Genomic DNA, 19,401 nt, shown 5'->3' with positions numbered 1-19,401 from the left:
GCCTGCCCGCCCCCGACCCGGCTGCCGAGGCTCGCCCGGAGGGTCATGAGCACTCGGGCGAGCCCGGCGCGTACGGGAGGGGCATCACGGTGAAGACCGGCCTGCTGGACCGGCGGCGCCGGTGTGAACAGCGGGGCGGTTAAGGCGTGTTGGTGCCGTCGGGCGGGGCCACCGGGTGGGTGTGTGAGACGTGCGTGAGACGATCCAGAAACAGGCCGCAAGGGGAGGGATCTCATGGGGGACAAGGGTCGGCTGCACGTCAGTGCGGAACTGGCGGGGGTCCTGGAGCGGATCGACGCGCTCGGTGAGATGCTCGATGAACAGGCCCATACCGCCGAGGAGTTGGGCAGGCTGCCGGAGGACACGGCGCGGGCACTGCTCGACGCGGGGATCGTGCGGGCGGAGCTGCCGCTGAGCCTGGGCGGGTACGAGTTCGCGCCGCGGCAGCTGATCGAGACGGTGGAGCGGGCGAGCTACCACGACGCCTCGGCCGGGTGGACCATGTTCGCGCTGCAGCTGATGACCGGGACCACCGCGGCGTACCTCGCCGGGGAGGCGGCGGCCGAACTGTTCCCCGACGTGCCGAACGGGAAGTACGCGCTGCTCTCCGGGCACGGCACGCGCCCCGGCCGGGCCGTCCCCGTGGAGGGCGGCTACCGGGTCAGCGGCGCCTGGCAGTTCGCCTCCGGGATGGCGCACGCCACCCACATCCACAGCGCGATCCAGGTCGAGGACACCGGTGAGCTGCGGGTCCTTGCGATGCCGAAGTCGCAGGTGGCCCTGGACGGCAACTGGGACGTGCTCGGGCTGCGTGCGACACACAGCATCGACTACCACTGCACCGATGTGTACGTACCGCACGAGTACACGTACGTCGCGACCACGGACACCCCGGTCAACGGCGGAGCCGTCTACCGCCTCGGCCTGGTCAACATGTCAGCGATCGGGCACACGGGCTGGGCCCTCGGCGTCGGCCGGCGGCTCCTGGACGAGCTGAAGAGGGTCGCCGCGGCGCGGACCGGTTCGCGGGCCGCCGCGGTCGACACCTCCCAGTTCCACGCCGAGTACGCGACGGCGGAGGCCAGGCTGCGGGCGGCCCGGGCCTGGGTGAACGACGTCTGGCGGGACATCGAACAGACCTTGGACCAGGGCGAGTCGACGAGCACGGAGCAGGACACCCTGATCCGTCTGGTGCTCAATCACACGACCTCGACCGTGTACGAGGTGGGCCGCACCGTGCACCGCTGGGCCGGTTCGGCGGCGATCCGCCGCGGCCCGGTGGACCGCTTCCTGCGCGACCTCGGCACGGGCACGCAGCACATCACGTCGAGCCCTGTCGTGCTCCAGAACTGCGGCAAGTGGCTCAGCGGAGCCGAGCCGGACGCCCGGTGGAGCTTCCTCGACCTGGCCTGACCTGACCTGACCATCCGGCACGCCCCTCCGGGAGCCGGTTCAAATCCTGTGGTCCCGATGGAAACGTCGCAGGTGGGGGTGGCCCTCGGGTGGGCTCTGGTCTTCGTGCCCGGGAGCGCTATGGGGAGCTGTGGGCCGCTCCCTGCGCTTCAACTCGGTCGGTCCTCGGCTCGCACCAGGCGGGCCACCAAAGCGGCGACCAGGGCATCTCGTGGGATGAGCACTTTGAACTTGCCTGCCGTGGTGACGGCGAAGAAGCGGCGCGGGCTGGCGGTGAGGACCTCGGCCCAAGCGTCGTCCGGGGCCTGCGCGTCGATGCTGTCCGTCACCAGAAAGACCTCGTACAGCTCACGCAGACGCTGGATGGTCACGAGGCGGCCTGATTCCGGTGACGGTCTGTCCAGGTCCTGCTGCAGGTACAACTCGAAGGCGAACGCCGGGTCCGGTGTCTGGTTCTCCACCGGCGGCAGGCTCTGGTTGGCGCCCCAGGGAAGCATCACGGAGGGGGCAACGGATGCATGGGGGTTCGGAAGGGGCTGGCCGAGCTGCCAGGCGGCGGTCTTTGCGCGGGCCCGCTCATGGGCCGCGCTCAGCAGAGGATCGGCCTTGAGATGTGCGGCCAGCAGCCGGGACGGTGGCGCCCAGCCCAGGAAGGTGCCCGGCGTTCCGTTGCGTTCGCCCACGAAGGCGATGGCCTGCGGCCGGTCCCGCCGCGCGGCCCCGGCGATGAGGATGAACAGCCGGGTCTCCCACCAGGTCTGGCCCTGCCGCAGATCGACCACCGTGACTTCGCTGTCATGGGCTCGTCGCAGGGCCCGGAGGATGCTCCGCAGTGAGGTCCGCTCGAGCGGCATGTCCTCGGGAGTATCGAGGTTCTCGGTGAGTGTCGCGGTGCGCACCACTTCTGCCGCGGACTCCGATGCCGCGGCGAAGGACAGTGACACCCCGGCCACCTCGATGCTGCCGGCGTTCAGCGTCTGCAAGAACAGCAGTATGACCGGCAGCAGGCTGAGCGTAACTATGCCCAGCAGCAGCCATCCGTCGTAGCCCTGCTCCGGCCAATCGGCCACGCCCCTGGACAGCGTCAGTGCCAGCACCAGCGCTACGAGGATCAACGGTGCTGATAGCAGGGCCCGTTGGGCGGACCACGGCCATAACCGCCGACTGGTGCCGGTGCCGGTACCGGCACCTGACCTCGCCGATGCCGCTGCGTCAGACATGATTCCCCCAGCCCTGCGGGCCCTGGCAAGACACCGTGCAGAGTGTGGCATCGCCGGCCGCACAACCACCTCGCGCGAAAGACGTATTTCAGCTGGGAGCGAGCTACCGGTGCACGGCCGCGCGCGGGGTTGCGGGCGGCCAGGATGGTTCCCTCAAGAGGTGGTGCTCCGTCGGCCCAGCCGATGAGGCTCGCCCGTCGCTAGAAGGTGTAGCGCGTGTGGCTGAACACCTGGCCGTCGTGCCCGAAGCCGTACGCCGTGCCCGGTGCCACCGCGAACAGCAGGTCGGTGCCCTTGCGGATGCTGTCGCCGAAGCCGTGGAACGGGCCCTCCGGCGAGGTGATGTGCTCCCCGTACTGCGCCTCGAACGCGTCGATGACCTCCTCCTGCCGTGCCGGATCCGTCACCCGCTCCGCCGTGCCCTCGACCACGATGTCGAGGCCTTCGGAGAGCGAGTTGTGCCCTGTGGTGAGTGCGCAGTGGGCATTGCCGGCCAGGTTCTTCGCCTTCTGCTCGCCCTGCCCGGTGCTGAAGTGCAGTGCCCCGTCGTGCCAGGCGGCGATCAGTGGCGTGACGTGCAGTCGGCCGTCCGGCCGGATCGTGGTGATCCAGAAGACCTCGGCGGTCCGCAGCTCGCGCTGGGCCCTGGCCCAGTCGGTGGCGGTGACGTTCTCCGCGCCCGGGCGCGGGTTGAGCGCGGAGCTGTAGCGGGCGTCGAGCTCGGTCTGGGGCTGCTTCGGCGTCATGCGGGACTCCCTTCCCTCGTCATGTGGCGAAGGCTACGCAGCCCGGCGCCCGGCCGGATCGCTGAAGCGGCCGGGCGTGTCGGCCAGGACGTCGCGCCGTGCGGTTGAGCCTGCTCGCTTCCTTCATTCACTGCGTTGACCGGCGCCGATCCAGGGACGCCGGACGCTTGTGCCGCCCTGTCGGTGGCTTCAGGATGCAGGCATGTCTGAGTCAACGTCAGCAACCGAAGCAGGAGCCACAGCCCAAGCCGGAGCCGCAGCCCCAGCAGGAGCCGCAGCCGAAGCAGGAGCCGCAGCTGAAGCCGCGTCCGGTTCCTCCTCGCCCTCCGTTCTCGCTGCCCTGGTGGCGGGGTTGCGTGGTGGCGCGATCGAAGTCGTCGATCTCACCGCTCCGTTGTCGTCCACCACGCCGGTGCTTGAACTGCCGCCCGAGTTCGGGCAGACCAAGGTGTTCGAGCTGGAGGAGATCAGCCGGTACGACGAGCGGGGGCCCGCCTGGTACTGGAACAACTTCCGCACCGGCGAGCACACCGGCACCCACTTCGACGCACCCAACCACTGGGTCACCGGCAAGGACCTCGCCGACGTCGCCTCGGTGCCCGCCCACCAGCTCGTGGCTCCCGCGGTGGTGCTCGACTTCACCGACGAGGTCTCCAAGGACCCCGATTTCCTCATCGAGGTGGACCACATACAGGCGTGGCAGAACCGGTACGGGGCGCTGCCCGACGGCGGGTGGCTCCTGGTGCGGACCGGGTGGAGCAGCAGGTCGTACGCGCAGGAGCCGTTCCTCAACGCGGACGAGAGCGGGCCTCATACACCGGGCCTGTCCGCCGCGTGCGCCCGCTGGGTGGCCGAGCAGTCGCCGGTGGTCGGGCTCGGCGTGGAGACGGTGGGCACCGACGCGGGCCGGGCGCACGCGTTCGAGCCCGCGTTTCCCTGTCACTCGTACCTCATGGGCAGCGGCAAATACGGACTGACGCAGCTGCAGAACCTGGCGGAGCTGCCACCGACCGGGGCCGTCGTCGTCGCGGGGCCGCTGCCCATCGTCTCCGGCTCCGGGGCGCCGGCGCGGGTCCTCGCCCTCGTCGAACGCGCGGGGCGGCCGTCGTGAAGGTCGCCGAAGCGGTCGGGCGTGCCCTGGTCGCGGCGGGGGTCGGCCAGGTCTTCGGCGTGGTGGGCTCCGGCAACTTCCACGTCACCAACGCGATGGTGGCGGCGGGCGCGAAGTTCGTCGCGGCGCGCCACGAGGGTGGCGCCGCCACCATGGCCGACGCCTACGCCCGCGTCGGAGGCGCCGTGACGGTGGTCAGCGTGCACCAGGGGTGCGGGTTCACCAACGCCCTCACCGGGATCGGCGAGGCCGCCAAGAGCCGTACGCCGCTCGTCGTGCTCGCGGCGGAGGCCTGCAATCCGCGCTCCAACTTCCATGTCGATCAAGGGGCGTTGGCGGAGGCGGTCGGCGCGCGCAGTGCCCGCGTGACGTCGGCGGCCGACGCCGTCGCGCAGTCGTACGCCGCCGTGCGCCGTGCCGTCGAGGAGCGGTGCACGGTCGTGCTCAACCTTCCGCTCGACGTACAGGAACAGGCACTGGACGTTCCGGGCGCGGACCTGGCCCTGGCCGCCGTGGTGCCGCCGCCCCCGCGCCCCGCCGTCGTACCCGCCGACGACGACATCGCGGCCCTCGCCGAGATCCTCGCGCACGCCGAGCGCCCGGTGCTCGTCGCCGGACGCGGCGCGCGCGGCCCCGGCTGCCGCCAGGCCCTTGAGGCGCTCGCCGAGCGCTGTGGCGCGCTGCTCGCGACGTCGGCGGTGGCCCGCGGCCTCTTCCAGGGCAACCCGTGGTCGCTCGATGTCGCGGGCGGGTTCTCGTCGCCGCTCGCCGCCGAGTTGATCCAGGGCGCCGACGTGATCGTTGCCCTGGGCTGTTCCCTCACCATGTGGACCACGCGGCACGGCAGGCTCATCGGCCCGGACACGACCCTGGTCCAGGTCGACGACGACCCCGCGGCGCTCGGCGCGCACCGCCCCGTCCACCTCGGGGTCACCGGCGACACGCTCCTGACGGCGGAGAGGACGCACACCGCGCTGGGCGACAGGGGCGGCCCTGGCTACCGCACCTCCGCCACCGCCGACGCCCTCGCCGCGCGACTGAGCTGGCGCGACGTCCCGTACGACGACACCGGGACCCGGGACCGCATCGACCCGCGGACGCTGAGTATCGCCCTCGACGACATCCTTCCCGCGCAGCGCGTGATCGGCGTCGACTCGGGCAACTTCATGGGCTACCCGACGATGTACCTGTCCGTCCCCGACGAACACGGACTGTGCTTCACCCAGGCCTTCCAGTCCATCGGCCTCGGCCTCGCCACCACCATCGGCGCGGCGCTGGCCCGCCCGGACCGCCTCGCGGTGGCCGCGCTCGGCGACGGAGGGGCGCTGATGAGCGCCGTCGAACTCGACACGGTGCGCAGGCTCGGACTGCCCATGGTGATCGTCGTCTACAACGACGACGCGTACGGAGCGGAGGTGCACCACTTCGGCCCGCACGGACTCCCGCTCGGCACGGTCGAGTTCCCGCCCACCGACATCGCCGCCGTGGCCCGCGGCTACGGCTTCGACGCGGTGACCGTGCGCACGCCGGCCGACCTGAAGGGCGTACAGGACTGGGTCGCGGGCCCGCGTGCCGCACCGCTGCTCGTCGACGCCAAGGTGGTACGGGAGCACGGGGCTTGGTGGCTCGAGGAGGCGTTCCGCGGACACTGAGTGCGCCACCTGGTTGTTGGTGGGGCGGTTGAGACGAACGGGACTGCTGCGCGTACGTGACGGCACACGGAAACCATCCGGTGGTGGTGTGCACCGCCGGGGACAGGAGCCGCACGTGTCGCGCAAGAAGACTTTCAGCCGCAAGAAGAAGGTCGCCCTCATAGTGGGCGCCGCCGCGCTGGTGGCGGGAACCGCGGTGGTGATGACCGGTACGAGCCAGGCCTCGGTGGCGTGTGACGGACTGGCCACCGCGCTGGCCAACAACGAGGAGTTCATCGCGGGCCAGCGAGCGAAACCGGACGCGCAGTCCGCGGCTCGGATCGCCAATCGGGAAGCGGTGATCGAGGAGATCAAACGAAAGCAGGCGGCCTCGGGCTGTGATGCGGGTGAGGACGCGGATGCCGGTGCGGGGGAGGGGGCAGAGGCCGGGGCCGGTGAGGGTGCCGGTGGGGACACCGCCCAGCCACCGGTGGAGGAGCCGGGTGGCGATGCCACGGCCACGGTCACGGCCCCGCCCGGGGACGGCGGAGACGCGGGGGCGGAAGGCGAGGTCGTCTGCGCAGGCTCCACCGTCACGCTGTCCGGCGAGGGCGGTGCACCGGCCGCGTCCAGCAACGAGTTTCCCGTCGGTACGCAGCTGAAGGTGACGAACCTGGACAACTCCAAGTCCACCACGGTGGAGGTCACTTCGACGTCGGGCAGCTGTGTGCTGCTGAACAACGCCGCGTTCGAAGACGTGCGCGAGGCCGGGAAGTTCCTGATCCGCAAGGCGCGGATCGAGCGCGTGGGATAGACCGAGGTTCCCCTGATCGTATGATGCGTCAGAACCGCTTGTGGGTGGGGGACTTGAGGCGGTGGCAACTGCCCGGGTCCTTCAGGGCTCTGGGCCTCATCGCTCGGGGGAGACGTCGTTGTTCCGTGCCTGTCTGTACGCGGAGAACCCGGCGCCCGCGGTGCTGCCCCCGGCGCTGCGCGCGTGGCTGGGACTGACCTCGATCCTCGCCACGCTGGTGGTCGCCGTGCTCGGGGTCCTTTACGCCGGTCACGGCGAGCCCGGCAGGGTGGACAGGTGGTTCGTCGACCCGACGGCGGACAGCGTGCGGCCGCCGTGGCGGAACGTCGCTCTGGCCACGGACTTCCTGGGGGAGCCGGCCGGAGCGGCGGCACTTGTCGTGGCCGCCGTGACGGGCTGCCTGCTGCTTCGGTGGACTCGCGCGGCGGTGCTCGTCGTGGCCGCCGCCGGCCTGACCGTGGGGACGGCGACGCTGATCAAGCAGGTGGTGGGCCGCACCATCCACGGCGACGGGAACCTGTCCTACCCGAGCGGGCACGCCGCCTTCGTCACCGCGCTCGCCCTCGTGGTGGCGCTGCTCGCGACCGGCCGGCTCGGCCTCGGCAGGTCGGCCGGTACGTTGCTCGTGCTCGCCGCGGCGCTGGTCTTCGGGGCCGCCATGGGCTGGGCGCAGGTCGCCCTCGGCGCGCACTACCCGACCGACGTCCTCGGCGGCTGGTGCACCGCGCTGGCGGTGGTACCGGCGACGGCGTGGCTGGTCGACCGTACGGCCGACCGGCTGGCCGACCGAACGGCCGACGCCGGTCGGCGGGAGCATCGCTGACATCGCGCCACGTCACCTCACGCAAGGCGCCGGAACACGGGCTTCACCGGCCGCCCGCCCAGCCAGGGCGTGGGGTCGGCGGCGTCAAGTGCCTTGCGGTACACCGCACATGCCTGGGCCACCGCGTCGACGGTGTGGTCGATGTCGGCGTCGTCGAGCGCGCTGCTCACCACGAACGACGGGGCAAGCACCCCGCCCGCGAGGAGCCGGCGCAGGAACAGCGTGCGGTACTCCTGCGACGGCTGCCGGTTCTCGTCGAGAGTGGCGAACACCAGGTTGCTGGCCCGGCCCCGGACGACGATGTGGTCCCCGACGCCCATGGAGGCCGCGGCGTCGCGGACACCGGCGGCCAGCCGCTCGCCGATGGCGTGCAGTCGCGCGGTGACACCCTCCTCGACGTACGTGGTCTGCACGGCCATCGCGGCGGCCAGCGAGTGTGTTTCCGCGCCGTGCGTGGTGGACAGCAGGAACACCCGGTCGCCGGAGTGGCGAAGGCCGCCCCGCTCCATCAGCTCGCGGCGCCCGGCAAGCGCCGAGACGGCGAACCCGTTGCCCAGCGCCTTGCCGAACGTCGAGAGGTCGGGGACGACGCCGTACAGACCCTGGGCGCCCGCCTCGGACCAGCGGAAGCCGGTGATCATCTCGTCGAAGATCAGTACGCAGCCGTGCCGGTCGGCCAGTTCGCGCAGGCCTGCGAGGTATCCCGGCGGCGGCTCGGTGTGCCCGGCCGGTTCGAGGATCAGACAGGCGACCTCGTCCGGGTACCGGGTCAGGAGCTCCTCCGTGGCGGCCAGGTCCCCGTAAGGGAACGCCACGGTGAGCTCGGTGGTCGCCGCAGGGATACCGGCCGACATCGGCGTGGTGCCGATGAACCAGTCGTCGACGGAGAAGAACGGATGGTCGCCGCAGATGGCCACCCGCGGGCGCCCCGTGACGGCGCGGGCGAGGCGCACCGCGGCGGTGGTGGCGTCGGAGCCGTTCTTCGTGAACTTCACCATCTCGGCGGTCGGCACGGTGGCCAGGAAGCGCTCCGCGGCCTCGACCTCCACGATGGAGGGCCGGACGAAGTTGCTGCCGCGGTCGAGTTCACGCCGTACCGCCTCGAGCACGCGTGGGTGGGCGTGGCCGAGGCTGACCGACCGAAGGCCGGAGCCGTACTCGATGTAGCGGTTGCCGTCGACGTCCCACACGTGGGCACCGTGGCCGTGGCTGATGACCGGGGCCAGGTTCTCGGGGTACTGGTCGTCGCCCTTGGCGTAGGTGTGCGCGCCCCCGGGGACCATGGCGTGCAGCCGCTCGTTCGCCTGCCGCGACCGGGGCAGCAGGAACTCTTCGGTGTCCACGCTGACTTCAGCTCTCTTTCCGCTTCAGGACTTGCTCCAGGGCCTCGGCGAGGCCCGGTGCCTTCCGGTCCCGCTCGGACATCGATGTGACCGGCAGCGGCCAGGCGATGGCGAGCTCCGGGTCGTCGAAGGCGATCGTCACGTCCTCGGCCGGATCGTGCGGGCGGTCGATCCGGTACGAGGTGTCGGCGGTCTCGGTCAGCGCCTGGAAGCCGTGCGCGCACCCCGCAGGGATGTACAGGGTCGCCTGCGTCTCGTCGGACAGCTCGAAGAAGCCACGGTTGCGGTAGGTCGGCGAGTCCGGCCGCAGGTCCACGACGACGTCGAAGATCCTGCCGTACGAGCACCGCACCAGCTTGGCCTCGCCCGCTCCGGAGCGCAGGTGCAGGCCGCGCAGCACGCCCCGCGCAGAGCGGGACAGGCTGTCCTGGATGAAGGCGCCCGGGTCGAGGCCCACCGAGCGGACCACGTCGGCGTCGAAGGTGCGGCAGAAGAAGCCGCGTTCGTCGGCGTACGGCGTCGGCTCGAACAAGTACGCGCCGGCGATCGCCGGGACTTCGGTCGCCTTCATGAAGCCTCCCGCAAGGCGTGGGGGTGGTCGGTTGCCGGGAACAAGGCCTTGGTCAAGGCGGTGAATTGCTGTTCGAGCTGCCGGGCGACGACCCGGTTCCGCTCGGCGAGGGTCCGCCGCAGCTCCGCCGATCGCTCCTCAAGGGCCCGGAACTGCTTGAGCAGCGAGTCGGCGTCGACCTCGCGGGCCGGGTGGCAGTACGCCCCAAGGCCCATCCGCTCCATAAGGGCGTCGCTCTTCGCCGCGTAGCTGAGTGCGAGCGTCGGCGTGCCGACCTTCAGCGCGCAGACCAGGTTGTGGTAGCGGGTCGCCACCACGGTGTCGGCAGCCGCCGTCTCCTTCATGAGGTCGGCGAGCGAGGCCGCATCGGATGCGGTGACCAGCGGCGAGCCCACCGCGTCGAGGATCGCGGCGACCACCGGCGCGTCGCATGCGTCGCCGGTGAGCAGCCGGACCTGCCTGCCGTCCTCAACCAGCGTACGGACGAACCGAGTTGTTCCGTCGAGGTAGCGCCGGTGGATCTCCTCGGCCCGCGCGCGGTCGTCGTCGCCGCCGTGGAAGGCCATGACGCCGACGCAGACCGGACCAGGCTGACCGGATGACGCGCCCGCCGGCGGTGTCGGCAGGGCGAAGGCGAGGTCCGGGTAGACCTCGTCGCGCGCGGTGTCCACGCCCATCGCCCGCATCGCGTCGCGGGACAGGGCGTCGCGGTACGACCGGTAGGTGGCGAGCCGCGCCGACCAGCGCACCAGGGCCCGGGTCGACCGGTTGCCGATCGCGGCGGCGCCGACGCCGACCAGCGCGACCCGGGTGCCGACCAGCCGGCCGCTCGCGCAGAGGAGGAACAGCGAGTACGGGAAGCCCCACGGCCGCAGCGGCAGCGTGGCCTCCAGGACGCCCATGCCCGGCACGATCACCACGTCGTGCCGCCGCACCCAGGCAGCGGTGCGGACGACGTCGACGAGTTTGCCCAGACCCTTGCCCGCGATCGCGCCCGCACGCGACGCGGTCCGGTACTCGCCGCGGTACCAGTGCAGCCGCGTCGCGGGGATCCGGTACCGCGCCTCGACGACCTCGGGTCCGCCGCACAGCGCGTCCACGACCGCCTCCGGGTGCTCGGCGCGGAGGTACCCGAGCACGGCCTCGAGCGACCCGTCGTTGCCGAGGTTGCCGGAGCCGAGCAGGCCGAACACCCCGACGCGCACCGGGGTTTCGGACGCGGCGATCATGCCTGCCGCCCCTCAAGACCTTCACGGCCTTCACGGCCCGCGACGAGGGCGTCGACGGAGACCGTGAGCTCGGCCGGGTCGACCGGGGCGCGGTCCTCGACCCGCTCGCCGGTGCCCGGCCGGGCCCGGCTGGTCATCCAAGCGGCCAGGTGGCGGTAGCACGCACGACGGTCGGCGGAGGACAGAGGCGCCCGCCGGATCGCCGAGGCGAAGCCCCAGACGTACTCGGCGAGCAGCCGGGGCGTCGGGTGCAGCGGGCCCGCCCGGCGCGGGTCCAGATTGACGCACCGGGAGCGCTTGGAAGGGTTCGCGCGCTCGGCGCGGGTGGGGTGGTCGCGGCGGAAGTACAGCAGCTCGGGCACCTGGTGGAAGGGCCCGTGCAGGACGATCTCGGCGACGAACGTGCGGTCCGCGTGGTGGTAACTGTCGTGCGGCTTCACGCGGCGCAGCACGTCGGACCGCATCACCCCGTAGAAGTCGTCGCCCCCTGGCTCGAAGAGGAAGCTGCGGAAGCGCTCCGGCGCGCGCGGCAGGTCGGTGGCGATCCCGTACTCGTACGGGACCTTCAGCTGTCCTTCCTCGTCGATGACCGCCTGGCCGGAGTGCGCGAGGACCACGTCCGGCCGCTCGTCGAGGGCCTCCACGCAGCGCCGCAGCAGGTCCCTGGCGTACAGGTCGTCGTGCGAGGCCCACTTGAACAACTCGCCGCGGCACTGGGTGAACACGTAGTTGTGGTTCGGCGCGGCGCCGATGTTCCGGAGCAGCCGGATGTACCGGATGCGCGAGTCCCGCGCGGCGTACTTGCGGCAGATGTCCTGGGTCCCGTCGGTCGACGCGTTGTCGGTGATGACCAGCTCGAAGTCCTCGTAGGTCTGGCCGAGCAGGGCGTCGAGCGCCTCGGCGAGATACTCCTCGCCGTTGTACACGGGCAGGCCGATGCTCAGCCTGGGTTGCGCGGTCATGAGGTCCTCACTTCGGGAATGGGGTTCTGGTGGCGCTCACGCAGGGCGGACCGCAGCTGCAGCCACCACACGGCTGAGCTGCAGACGGTCGCGGCGGCGACGCCCCAGGCCGAGCCGACCGTGCCGGCCACGGCCGCCCCGCCGAGCCCGCCGCCGACATAACAGGTGGAGGCGATCAGTTGGCTGCGCAGGCTGCGCCGGGCCGCGCCGAGTGCGCGCAGCCCCGCCGCCGCGCCGGTGCCGAGGCCGGCGCCCGCGACGCCGAGTGCGGCCGGCACGATGAGCTGCGACGCGGAGCTCCAGACGTCGCCGAGCACGGCCTCGCCGAGCCGGTCCGGCATCAGGACCAGCGCCGCGCCCCAGAGCAGCGCGGCGACGGCCTGCCCGGCGCCGAGCACGAGGCAGAACCTGGCAAGGCGGTGCGGGGCCCGCCGCAGCACCCGTGCCGCCTCCGCGACGGTGACCAGGGACAGCCCCATCAGGACGGCGAGGAACGGACCGAGCAGCAGCTCCGCGCCCCGGACCGCACCCACCGCGCCGACCCCGACGATCGCGCCGAGCCCGTACGCCCGCAGCTGGCTCGCCCCGCTGACGCCGACGTTCTCGACCAGGTACCGGTAGCTGAGATCGCGCTGCTCGCGCAGCCACGCGCGCGCCCCGGTCATCCGGGGCCGGATGCCGGACTGGAGGCAGCCGTACACCGCGGCCACCGAGGCGGCCGCGCCCCAGGCGAGCACGAAGGCGGCCACGGTGCCCACGCGGGCCGCCACCACCAGGGCCGGGACGAGCGCGACGCCCCACACGAGGTCGTTGACGAACGCCTTCCGCCCGGTGCCCGCGGCGAAGAACGAGTACCGCCAGGCGTCCTGAAGGAGCAGCCCCGGCAGCATGACGCCGAGGCAGGCGAACGCGGGCCCCACGCTGCCGCCGAGAGCGAGGCCGACGACCAGGGACACCGCGCCGATGGCCGCACCGACGCCGAGCGCGGTGCCGGACGACCGGGCCACCGCACCGCGCCAAGACGCTTCCGGTACACCGCTGAAGCGCACCACGAGCGGGTCGGTGGCAAGACCGCGGGAGACGCTGAGCACCACGCCGTAGGTCACCCAGGCCAGGCTGAACACGCCGAACGCGGTCACGCCCAGCGAGCGTGCCACGTAGATCCCCACCGCGAAGTTGGTCATGCTGGAGGCCGCCTGGTCGGCAAGCCCCCAGGACAGCCTGCCGACCATGGCCCGCTTGGCGGTCACCACCGTCGGCCTCGTCTTCTCCCCCTCGGTGGTCATCGGCTTCACGCCTTGATCAGCCCGGCGCCGTGCAGGGCATCGGCCGCGGCGGCGACCGTGTCGAACGGAAGGCCTGCCCGCTCGGCGACGTCAAGGAGACTGTGCCCGCCGTCGGAGAGGCTCAGCACCCAGAGCATGGCCATCTGGGCCTGCTTCGCGTCGCTGCGGCCGCCGAGCGATTCGTACAACCCCCGTCGGCCCAGCTGTGGTTCGCCGTAGGGGCTGAGGTTGACGTACCGCCGGTTCCGGTCGAGCACGGCGAACGCCTCACGGCAGACGGCGAGCGTGTCCTCCATCGCGTCCGGGGAGACGAAGTCCGGGTTGTCCGCCGAGGTGTGGTACTCGGGGTAGCCCGCGTACGGCGTCCGGCTGAGCGAGCCCACGCCGAGATCGAACCCGGGGGAGCAGAACTGCCGCTCGTCGTAGCCGTACGGAGTGAACTCGGTGACGTGGTGCGGGCGTTCGGACGCGGCCAGCATGTGCCGCATCACCTGGTCGATCTCCGCGTCGCCGCGCCTGCTCTGCTTGTACGTCAGCCGGCCCCGGTCGCCTGCGCAGGCCAGCACGAGACCGTGCTTGACCCGCTCGATCCGCTCCGCGTTCTGCGCCAGCCAGGTGATGGCCCCGATGGTGCCGGGCGCGAAGATGAACCGGTAGGTGTAGTACGGCGTCTGCTCCGCCAGCGCCCGCGCCAGGAACGTCGCCACCGCGATGCCCGCAAGGTTGTCGTTGGCCAGCGACGGGTGGCAGACGTGGCAGGAGACGATCACCTCGTCGGGGACCTGCCCGGGGATCACGTGCTCGGCGTAGGTGAGGTGGCCGTCGGCGAGCGTGGAGTCGACGCACACCTCGTAGTCGCCGTCCGGCAGCGCGTCCAAGGTCTCCTGGGCCAGGCAGAAGCCCCATTCCGGCTTGTAGTAGCTGGTGCGGTACGGCACCCAGGCCGGGTGGTCCGGCAGCGTGTGCAGGTGTTCGCGCAGCTCGGCGAGCGGCATGGTCCGCGACACCGGCACGCTGTAGCCGAGCACGTGCAGGCTGGACGCGGCGAAGTCGACGACGCGGTGGCCCGCGGAGTCGGCGACGTACGCGTCCCGGATGTTCCACTCCTGCGGCACCGTCCAGTCGAGCACCTGCGTCCCGGTCGGCACCTCGTGCACGTGCAGCGGGACGTACTCGCCGACGATGTCCAGGGTGGCGCGCACGCCGTCGCCGGTGATGCTCCGGCACAGCGGGTACAGCCGCTCCACCAGCGCGTGCATCTGTTCACCGGCGGTGGTCATCCGCGCCGCCGCAGGGTGTCGTCGACGGTGCCGGCCTCGGACGCCGCGCGCAGCACGGCCAAGCGCGTGAAGCGCTGCTCGAAGTCCTCCCGGGTCAGGCCGAACGAGCGGTAGGCGTCGGCGAGTTCGATCGCTCCCTGCTTCACCGTCCACTCGCAGTCGAAGCCGGGTATCGCGGCGCGGAACCGGGAGAAGTCCACGCGGTACGACCGCGGATCGGCACCGGTCTCCCCGGTGATCACCACCTTCGAGCCGGACACCGCGTCGGCGACCTGCTCGGCGATCTCGGCGACCGTGACGTTGTTGATCTCGCTGCCGATGTTGAACGCCCGGTCGTGCACCGCTTCCCGCGGTGCGGTGAGCGCGGCCGCGAAGGCCCGCGCGATGTCGGCGGCGTGCACCAGCGGGCGCCAGGGGGTGCCGTCGGAGAGCACGAGCACCTCGCCGGACAGGAGCGCGTGGCCCACCAGGTTGTTCAGGACGATGTCGGCGCGCAGCCGGGGCGAGTAGCCGAAGGCCGTGGCGTTGCGCATGAACACCGGGCTGAAGTCGCCGTCGGCCAGGGCGTGCAGGTCGTCCTCCACCCGCACCTTGGACTCCGCGTACGGCGTCACGGGGCGCAGCGGGGCGTCCTCGGTCACCAGGTCGCTGCCGCCGGCGGCGCCGTAGACCGAGCAGGTGGACGCGTACAGGAAGCGCCGCACGCCGGCGTCGTGGGCGAGCCGGGCGAGGCGTACGGACGCGTGGTGGTTGATGTCGTACGTGAGGTCGGGCGCCAGCGAGCCCAGCGGGTCGTTGGACAGCGCGGCCAGATGGATCACGGCGTCCACCCCGGCCAGGTGTTCGGCCGTGACGTCACGCAGGTCCACCCGGTGCCCCGGCGGGTCCGCGGGGGGCGGGCCGAGGACGCAGTCGGCGAACAGGCCGGAGTCGAGCCCGACGACCTCGTGTCCGGCGGCCGCGAGGACCGGGGTCATCACGGTGCCCAGGTAGCCCTGATGTCCGGTCAGCAGTACGCGCAAGGTTCATTCCCCCAGGTTGAGAGTGAGTTTGGTGACGGCGAACGCCTCGGCGTAACGCGCGTTGCATTCGATACCGCGGATCCGTGCGAGGCCGAGGAAGGCCTCCCGGTCGTACCAGGCCCGGCGGTGCTGCGAGGGGTAGTGCTCCTCCAGCAGCCGCACCTTCTGTTCGGCGATCTCCGGCGACAGCGGCTGGTACGCCGCCATACGGCCGAGATCGCCGTCCCACTTGACGATCTCGTAGCCGAGCACGAGGTGGTCGCGGAACGCGGTGGGCACCAGCTGCGCGAGGCCGCGGTGATCCTGGTGCGCGTCATCGGTACGCGGCGCGAGCACCAGATCCGGATCGCTCCGCCCGCGCAGCTCCTCGATCGCGGCCTTGGCCTCGTCCCAGTGCACGGGCATCCGGCCGTCCGGCAACTTCAGCACGGTGAGGCGCAGTTCAGCTCCCGGGCAGAAGGCGGCGAGCGCGGCCCGCTCCTCCTGCTCACGCTCGGTGCCGCCGCCGGAGAGCACCAGCGCTTCGATGCGGAGACCCGGCCGCGCGAGACACATCGCGAGGAGCGTTCCGCCCGCGCCGATGGCGATGTCGTCGCAGTGCGCGCCCACCGCGACGACCCGGTCAAGGCTGCGGGTCCCGAGCCGGATCATGCCCTCGCCCCCGCGCCGTCCCGTTCCCACACGGCCCAGGGGCGCTCGCCCCTTGCGTAGCCGGCGTCGAGCGAGGCCCGCTCCTTCACGGTGTCGGTCGGCTTCCAGAAGCCGCGGTGCTGGTGCGCCACCAGGCGTCCCTGCTTGGCCAGTTGGGCGCATCCGTCGGCGACCAGGTCCCCGTTCTCCGGTATGTGGTCGAAGACCTCCTGACGGAGCACGAAGTAGCCGCCGTTCTCCCACATCGGCAGTTCGCTCACCGGGGTGATGCCCCCCACCAGGCCGTCCTCGCCCAGCTCCACACAGTGGAAGGAGGACTGCGGAGGCACCACCATCATCGACGCACCGGCATCACGCAGGGTGAACTTCTCGATCATCTCCGACAGCGGGGCGTCGGTCAGTACGTCGGCGTAGTTGGCGAGGAACATCTCGTCGCCGTCCAGGTGGTGGCGCACCCGGCGCAGCCGCTCCCCGATCGGCGACTCGATGCCGGTCTGCGCGAACGTGATCGTCCAGTCCGAGATGTCGGTGGAGAGCAGCTCGGTCCGCCCGCCCCGCAGTATGAAGTCGTTGGACGTCGTCTCCTCGTAGTTGAGGAAGAAGTTCTTGATGTGGTGGGCCCCGTATCCGAGGCACAGGATGAACTCCGTGTGCCCGAAGTGCGCGTAGTAGCGCATGACATGCCAGATCAGCGGTCGAGGGCCGACCATCGCCATCGGCTTGGGCACGTCGTCGGCGGCGCCGCTGCGCATCCGCATCCCGTAACCGCCGCAGAAGAGTACGACCTTCATGATGTCCCCTCGACAATGCTCAGTTCCGGGATGGGAAAGACGAGGCGGCCGCCCCAGGTGTGCACGAAGGACAGCTGCTCGACCAGCTCGGCCCGCAGGTTCCACGGCAGGACGAGGACGTAGTCCGGCCGGTCGGCGGCGATCTGCTCGGGCGCCAGGATCGGGATGCGGGTGCCGGGGGTGAACCTGCCGTGCTTGTAGGGGTTGCGGTCGACCGTGTACGGGAGCAGGTCGGGCCGGATGCCGCAGTGGTTGAGCAGGGTGTTGCCCTTGCCCGGTGCGCCGTAGCCGACGACCGTCTCGCCGCGCTCGGCGGCGTCGATGAGGAACCGCAGGAGGTCCCGGCGCACCTTGGCCACCCGGGCGGCGAACTCGGCGTACCCCGACAGCTCCTGCAGCCCGGCCGCCTTCTCCTTGTCCAGTACGTCGGCCACTTGCCGAGTCTGCTCGCCGGCCACCTCGGACGGCCTGGCCCACAGCCGGATGGAGCCGCCGTGCGTGGGCAGCAACTCGACGTCCACGAGCGTGAGTCCGCCGCTCGCGAGGGCGCGGGCCGCGGACGCGACCGTGTAGTACTGGAAGTGCTCGTGGTAGATCGTGTCGTACTGGTTCTCCTCGATCAGGGTCAGCAGGTGCTGCACCTCGATGGAGACCCAGCCGTCGTCGGCGACCAGGGCGCGCAGCCCCTGGGTGAACCCGACCACGTCGGGGATGTGCGCGTACACGTTGTTGGCCACGACCAGGTTCGCAGGGCCGTGCTCGGCGCGGACGGCCGCGCCGGTGGCCGGGTCCAGGAACGCCGTGAGCGTGGGCACACCCGCGTCGCGCGCCGCGGCGCCGACGTTCACCGACGGCTCGACGCCCAGGCAGCGGATCCCCCGGTCCACCACGTGCTTCAGCAAGTACCCGTCGTTGCTCGCGACTTCCACCACGAAGGCGTCGGGGCCGAGCCCCACCCGCGCCGCGGCGTCGTCGACGAACGTGCGCGCGTGCTCCACCCAGGAGGTCGAGTAGGAGGAGAAGTACGCGTAGTGCGTGAACGTGTCCTCCGGCGTGATCAGCGGCGGTATCTGCGCGAGCCAGCAGTCGGTGCAGACCCGCAGGTGCAGCGGGTACGCAGGCTCCGGCTCGTCCAGTTGCTCCGCGGCGAGAAAACTCTCGCACGGCGGGGTCGCCCCCAGATCGACGACGCTTGCCAGCGTCGCTGAGCCGCAGAGTCGGCATCGTGTCATGTGCTGTCCCCATCCCCCCTGCTCGCGCGGGTGCCCCGTCGCGAGCCGGTGTTTCCGTCCCCCAACGGCGGCGGGCTGTCCCCGCCGCCGGACCGACCCGCGATCGCGGTGCGGTACTCATCCACCAGGCGCTCCAGGCCGACGGCCGGGCTGAAGCCCTGCTCATATCGGCGCCGGGCCGCCTGGCCCATCTCCCGGTTGCGGCCCTGCTCGGCCGCGACCCGGCGTATGCAGGACGCCAGCGATGCGGCGTCGCCCGGCCGGTGCAGCAGCCCGGTCACCCCGTCGTCGACGAGTTCGACGAAGGCGCCGTGACCGGCGGCGACGGCCGGAACCCCCGCCGCCATCGCCTCCACGACCACCAGGCCGAACGCCTCGAGCCACGTCGAGGGGGCCACCACGGCGACCGACCGCGCGACGGCCTTGCGGCACTCCGCCGGGTCGTACAGGCCGACGTACCGCACGTCGTCCCGGCCCGCAGCCCAGTCGGTCACCTCGCGTTCCAGCGGCCCCGCGCCGGCGATCACGAGGGGCACGCCCACGCCGCCGCTCGCCGCGATCTCGTCCCATGCGGCCATGAGCAGCCGCACGCCCTTGGCCTCCGCGAGGCGGCCGAGATAGAGCAGATGCTCGCCGTCGCCCGCTCGGCGTGCGTCCGGCTCCGGCACGAAGTTGTGCTTCACCACGAGGCGTTCGGATGGCATGCCGGACCGCACCAGGACGTCGCGCTGCGCCGCGGAGATGCACAGGAAGCGCTCCACGCCGGACCACCACCGCCGCCGGTTGGCCGACAGGCTGACGGCGAGCGGCACCGTAGCGAGGCGGGAGCTCCGGTAACAGCCGTGCCGGACGGCGGGCAGCGGTGACCCGCCGACGCACTCGGTGCACGGCTTCCCGTCCCGCTGCAGTGTGCCGGGCGGGCAGACCTGGGTGTAGTTGTGCAGCGTGGCGACGGCGGGCACGCCCGCGTCGGCGCAGGCGGCGAGGACCGCGGGCGACAGGAGTGGGAAGACGTTGTGGACGTGCACCACGTCCGGCCGCTCGGCGCGAAGACGGGCGGCGAGCTCCCCCCGGACCGCCGGGTTCCACGGCACGAGCAGCGGCACCGCGGCCTTGGCGAGCAGGGACATCGCGGCGATGTCGTCGCTGCGCCGCTCGAACACCTCGACCCGGTGGCCGGCCGCGCGCAGCAGCGCCGCCTCCTGGTCGACGACCTTGTTCTCGCCGCTCGGCTGCGCCGAGTTGTAGCGGTTGTGCACCACGAGGATGTGCATGC

The 19,401-nt window shown here is 71.7% G+C and carries 18 protein-coding genes; 5 read left to right on the top strand and 13 right to left on the bottom strand.

Features of this window, described 5'->3' with window-relative positions:
* Positions 1–234 precede the first annotated feature (234 nt).
* Positions 235–1,413, top strand: a complete 1,179-nt coding sequence (locus ABZ833_RS05385; protein ID WP_361041224.1) for an acyl-CoA dehydrogenase family protein — start codon at positions 235–237, stop codon at positions 1,411–1,413.
* A gap of 149 nt (positions 1,414–1,562) precedes the next feature.
* On the opposite strand, the gene ABZ833_RS05380 is transcribed toward ABZ833_RS05385, so the two are convergent.
* Entirely contained in the window at positions 1,563–2,633 is a 1,071-nt protein-coding gene (locus tag ABZ833_RS05380) for a hypothetical protein (protein ID WP_361041221.1), read from the bottom strand.
* A 200-nt stretch (positions 2,634–2,833) separates the two neighbouring features.
* On the bottom strand, positions 2,834–3,379 hold the full coding sequence (locus tag ABZ833_RS05375) for a pyridoxamine 5'-phosphate oxidase family protein (protein WP_361041219.1): 546 nt from the start codon (positions 3,377–3,379) through the stop codon (positions 2,834–2,836).
* Positions 3,380–3,719: 340 nt separating this feature from the next.
* Between ABZ833_RS05375 and ABZ833_RS05370 the strand changes: the two genes are divergently transcribed.
* From ABZ833_RS05370 to ABZ833_RS05355, 4 genes are all read left to right on the top strand, one after another.
* Positions 3,720–4,490, top strand: a complete 771-nt coding sequence (locus ABZ833_RS05370) for a cyclase family protein (protein ID WP_361041409.1) — start codon at positions 3,720–3,722, stop codon at positions 4,488–4,490.
* Entirely contained in the window at positions 4,487–6,142 is a 1,656-nt protein-coding gene (locus tag ABZ833_RS05365) for a thiamine pyrophosphate-binding protein (RefSeq protein WP_361041216.1), read from the top strand. The genes ABZ833_RS05370 and ABZ833_RS05365 overlap by 4 nt, the downstream gene beginning before the upstream one ends.
* Positions 6,143–6,257: 115 nt before the next feature.
* The gene (locus ABZ833_RS05360) at positions 6,258–6,935 is read left to right on the top strand and encodes a hypothetical protein (RefSeq protein ID WP_361041214.1); all 678 of its coding nucleotides are present in this window, start codon (positions 6,258–6,260) and stop codon (positions 6,933–6,935) included.
* Positions 6,936–7,053: 118 nt separating this feature from the next.
* Positions 7,054–7,758, top strand: coding sequence for a phosphatase PAP2 family protein (locus ABZ833_RS05355; RefSeq protein WP_361041211.1), 705 nt, complete (start codon positions 7,054–7,056; stop codon positions 7,756–7,758).
* Between the two features lie 17 nt (positions 7,759–7,775).
* On the opposite strand, the gene ABZ833_RS05350 is transcribed toward ABZ833_RS05355, so the two are convergent.
* The 11 genes from ABZ833_RS05350 to ABZ833_RS05300 are packed head-to-tail and all read right to left on the bottom strand — an operon-like array spanning position 7,776 to position 19,399.
* Entirely contained in the window at positions 7,776–9,101 is a 1,326-nt protein-coding gene (locus ABZ833_RS05350; RefSeq protein ID WP_361041208.1) for a glutamate-1-semialdehyde 2,1-aminomutase, read from the bottom strand.
* 7 nt (positions 9,102–9,108) lie between these two features.
* Entirely contained in the window at positions 9,109–9,672 is a 564-nt protein-coding gene (gene rfbC / locus ABZ833_RS05345; protein WP_361041205.1) for a dTDP-4-dehydrorhamnose 3,5-epimerase, read from the bottom strand.
* On the bottom strand, positions 9,669–10,901 hold the full coding sequence (locus ABZ833_RS05340) for a polysaccharide pyruvyl transferase family protein (RefSeq protein WP_361041202.1): 1,233 nt from the start codon (positions 10,899–10,901) through the stop codon (positions 9,669–9,671). Before ABZ833_RS05340 ends, rfbC begins: the two co-directional genes overlap by 4 nt.
* Positions 10,898–11,863: a glycosyltransferase family 2 protein gene (locus ABZ833_RS05335; RefSeq protein WP_361041199.1), complete on the bottom strand. Its 966-nt coding sequence runs from the start codon at positions 11,861–11,863 to the stop codon at positions 10,898–10,900. The genes ABZ833_RS05340 and ABZ833_RS05335 overlap by 4 nt, the downstream gene beginning before the upstream one ends.
* Positions 11,860–13,149 (bottom strand): hypothetical protein, encoded by a 1,290-nt coding sequence (locus tag ABZ833_RS05330; RefSeq protein WP_361041196.1) that lies wholly within the window; start codon positions 13,147–13,149, stop codon positions 11,860–11,862. Before ABZ833_RS05330 ends, ABZ833_RS05335 begins: the two co-directional genes overlap by 4 nt.
* A gap of 5 nt (positions 13,150–13,154) precedes the next feature.
* Entirely contained in the window at positions 13,155–14,429 is a 1,275-nt protein-coding gene (locus tag ABZ833_RS05325) for a DUF4910 domain-containing protein (RefSeq protein ID WP_361041194.1), read from the bottom strand.
* The gene (locus tag ABZ833_RS05320) at positions 14,426–15,451 is read right to left on the bottom strand and encodes an SDR family oxidoreductase (RefSeq protein ID WP_361041191.1); all 1,026 of its coding nucleotides are present in this window, start codon (positions 15,449–15,451) and stop codon (positions 14,426–14,428) included. Before ABZ833_RS05320 ends, ABZ833_RS05325 begins: the two co-directional genes overlap by 4 nt.
* Before the next feature lie 3 nt (positions 15,452–15,454).
* Positions 15,455–16,102, bottom strand: a complete 648-nt coding sequence (locus ABZ833_RS05315) for a PIG-L deacetylase family protein (protein ID WP_361041188.1) — start codon at positions 16,100–16,102, stop codon at positions 15,455–15,457.
* Positions 16,099–16,893 (bottom strand): glucose-1-phosphate cytidylyltransferase, encoded by a 795-nt coding sequence (locus tag ABZ833_RS05310; RefSeq protein WP_361041185.1) that lies wholly within the window; start codon positions 16,891–16,893, stop codon positions 16,099–16,101. Before ABZ833_RS05310 ends, ABZ833_RS05315 begins: the two co-directional genes overlap by 4 nt.
* Positions 16,890–18,125, bottom strand: a complete 1,236-nt coding sequence (locus ABZ833_RS05305) for a class I SAM-dependent methyltransferase (RefSeq protein WP_361041183.1) — start codon at positions 18,123–18,125, stop codon at positions 16,890–16,892. Before ABZ833_RS05305 ends, ABZ833_RS05310 begins: the two co-directional genes overlap by 4 nt.
* Positions 18,122–19,399, bottom strand: coding sequence for a glycosyltransferase (locus tag ABZ833_RS05300; RefSeq protein ID WP_361041181.1), 1,278 nt, complete (start codon positions 19,397–19,399; stop codon positions 18,122–18,124). Before ABZ833_RS05300 ends, ABZ833_RS05305 begins: the two co-directional genes overlap by 4 nt.
* Positions 19,400–19,401 lie beyond the last annotated feature (2 nt).

Origin of the sequence: Streptomyces sp. NPDC047525 (assembly GCF_040643025.1) — a bacterium.
GTDB classification, from domain to species: Bacteria; Actinomycetota; Actinomycetes; order Streptomycetales; family Streptomycetaceae; genus Streptomyces; species Streptomyces durmitorensis.
Note: the sequence above shows the minus strand (reverse complement) of the source record. Positions and strands in the feature narration are given on the sequence as shown.

Bases quoted from the DNA above. Each gene is read 5' to 3' on its own strand.
- ABZ833_RS05330 (WP_361041196.1), bottom strand. From the start codon at position 13,149: ATGACCACCGAGGGGGAGAAGACGAGGCCGACGGTGGTGACCGCCAAG.
- ABZ833_RS05325 (WP_361041194.1), bottom strand. From the start codon at position 14,429: ATGACCACCGCCGGTGAACAGATGCACGCGCTGGTGGAGCGGCTGTAC.
- ABZ833_RS05375 (WP_361041219.1), bottom strand. From the start codon at position 3,379: ATGACGCCGAAGCAGCCCCAGACCGAGCTCGACGCCCGCTACAGCTCC.
- ABZ833_RS05305 (WP_361041183.1), bottom strand. From the start codon at position 18,125: ATGACACGATGCCGACTCTGCGGCTCAGCGACGCTGGCAAGCGTCGTC.
- ABZ833_RS05315 (WP_361041188.1), bottom strand. From the start codon at position 16,102: ATGATCCGGCTCGGGACCCGCAGCCTTGACCGGGTCGTCGCGGTGGGC.
- ABZ833_RS05380 (WP_361041221.1), bottom strand. From the start codon at position 2,633: ATGTCTGACGCAGCGGCATCGGCGAGGTCAGGTGCCGGTACCGGCACC.
- ABZ833_RS05340 (WP_361041202.1), bottom strand. From the start codon at position 10,901: ATGATCGCCGCGTCCGAAACCCCGGTGCGCGTCGGGGTGTTCGGCCTG.
- rfbC (WP_361041205.1), bottom strand. From the start codon at position 9,672: ATGAAGGCGACCGAAGTCCCGGCGATCGCCGGCGCGTACTTGTTCGAG.
- ABZ833_RS05310 (WP_361041185.1), bottom strand. From the start codon at position 16,893: ATGAAGGTCGTACTCTTCTGCGGCGGTTACGGGATGCGGATGCGCAGC.
- ABZ833_RS05335 (WP_361041199.1), bottom strand. From the start codon at position 11,863: ATGACCGCGCAACCCAGGCTGAGCATCGGCCTGCCCGTGTACAACGGC.
- ABZ833_RS05385 (WP_361041224.1), top strand. From the start codon at position 235: ATGGGGGACAAGGGTCGGCTGCACGTCAGTGCGGAACTGGCGGGGGTC.
- ABZ833_RS05300 (WP_361041181.1), bottom strand. From the start codon at position 19,399: ATGCACATCCTCGTGGTGCACAACCGCTACAACTCGGCGCAGCCGAGC.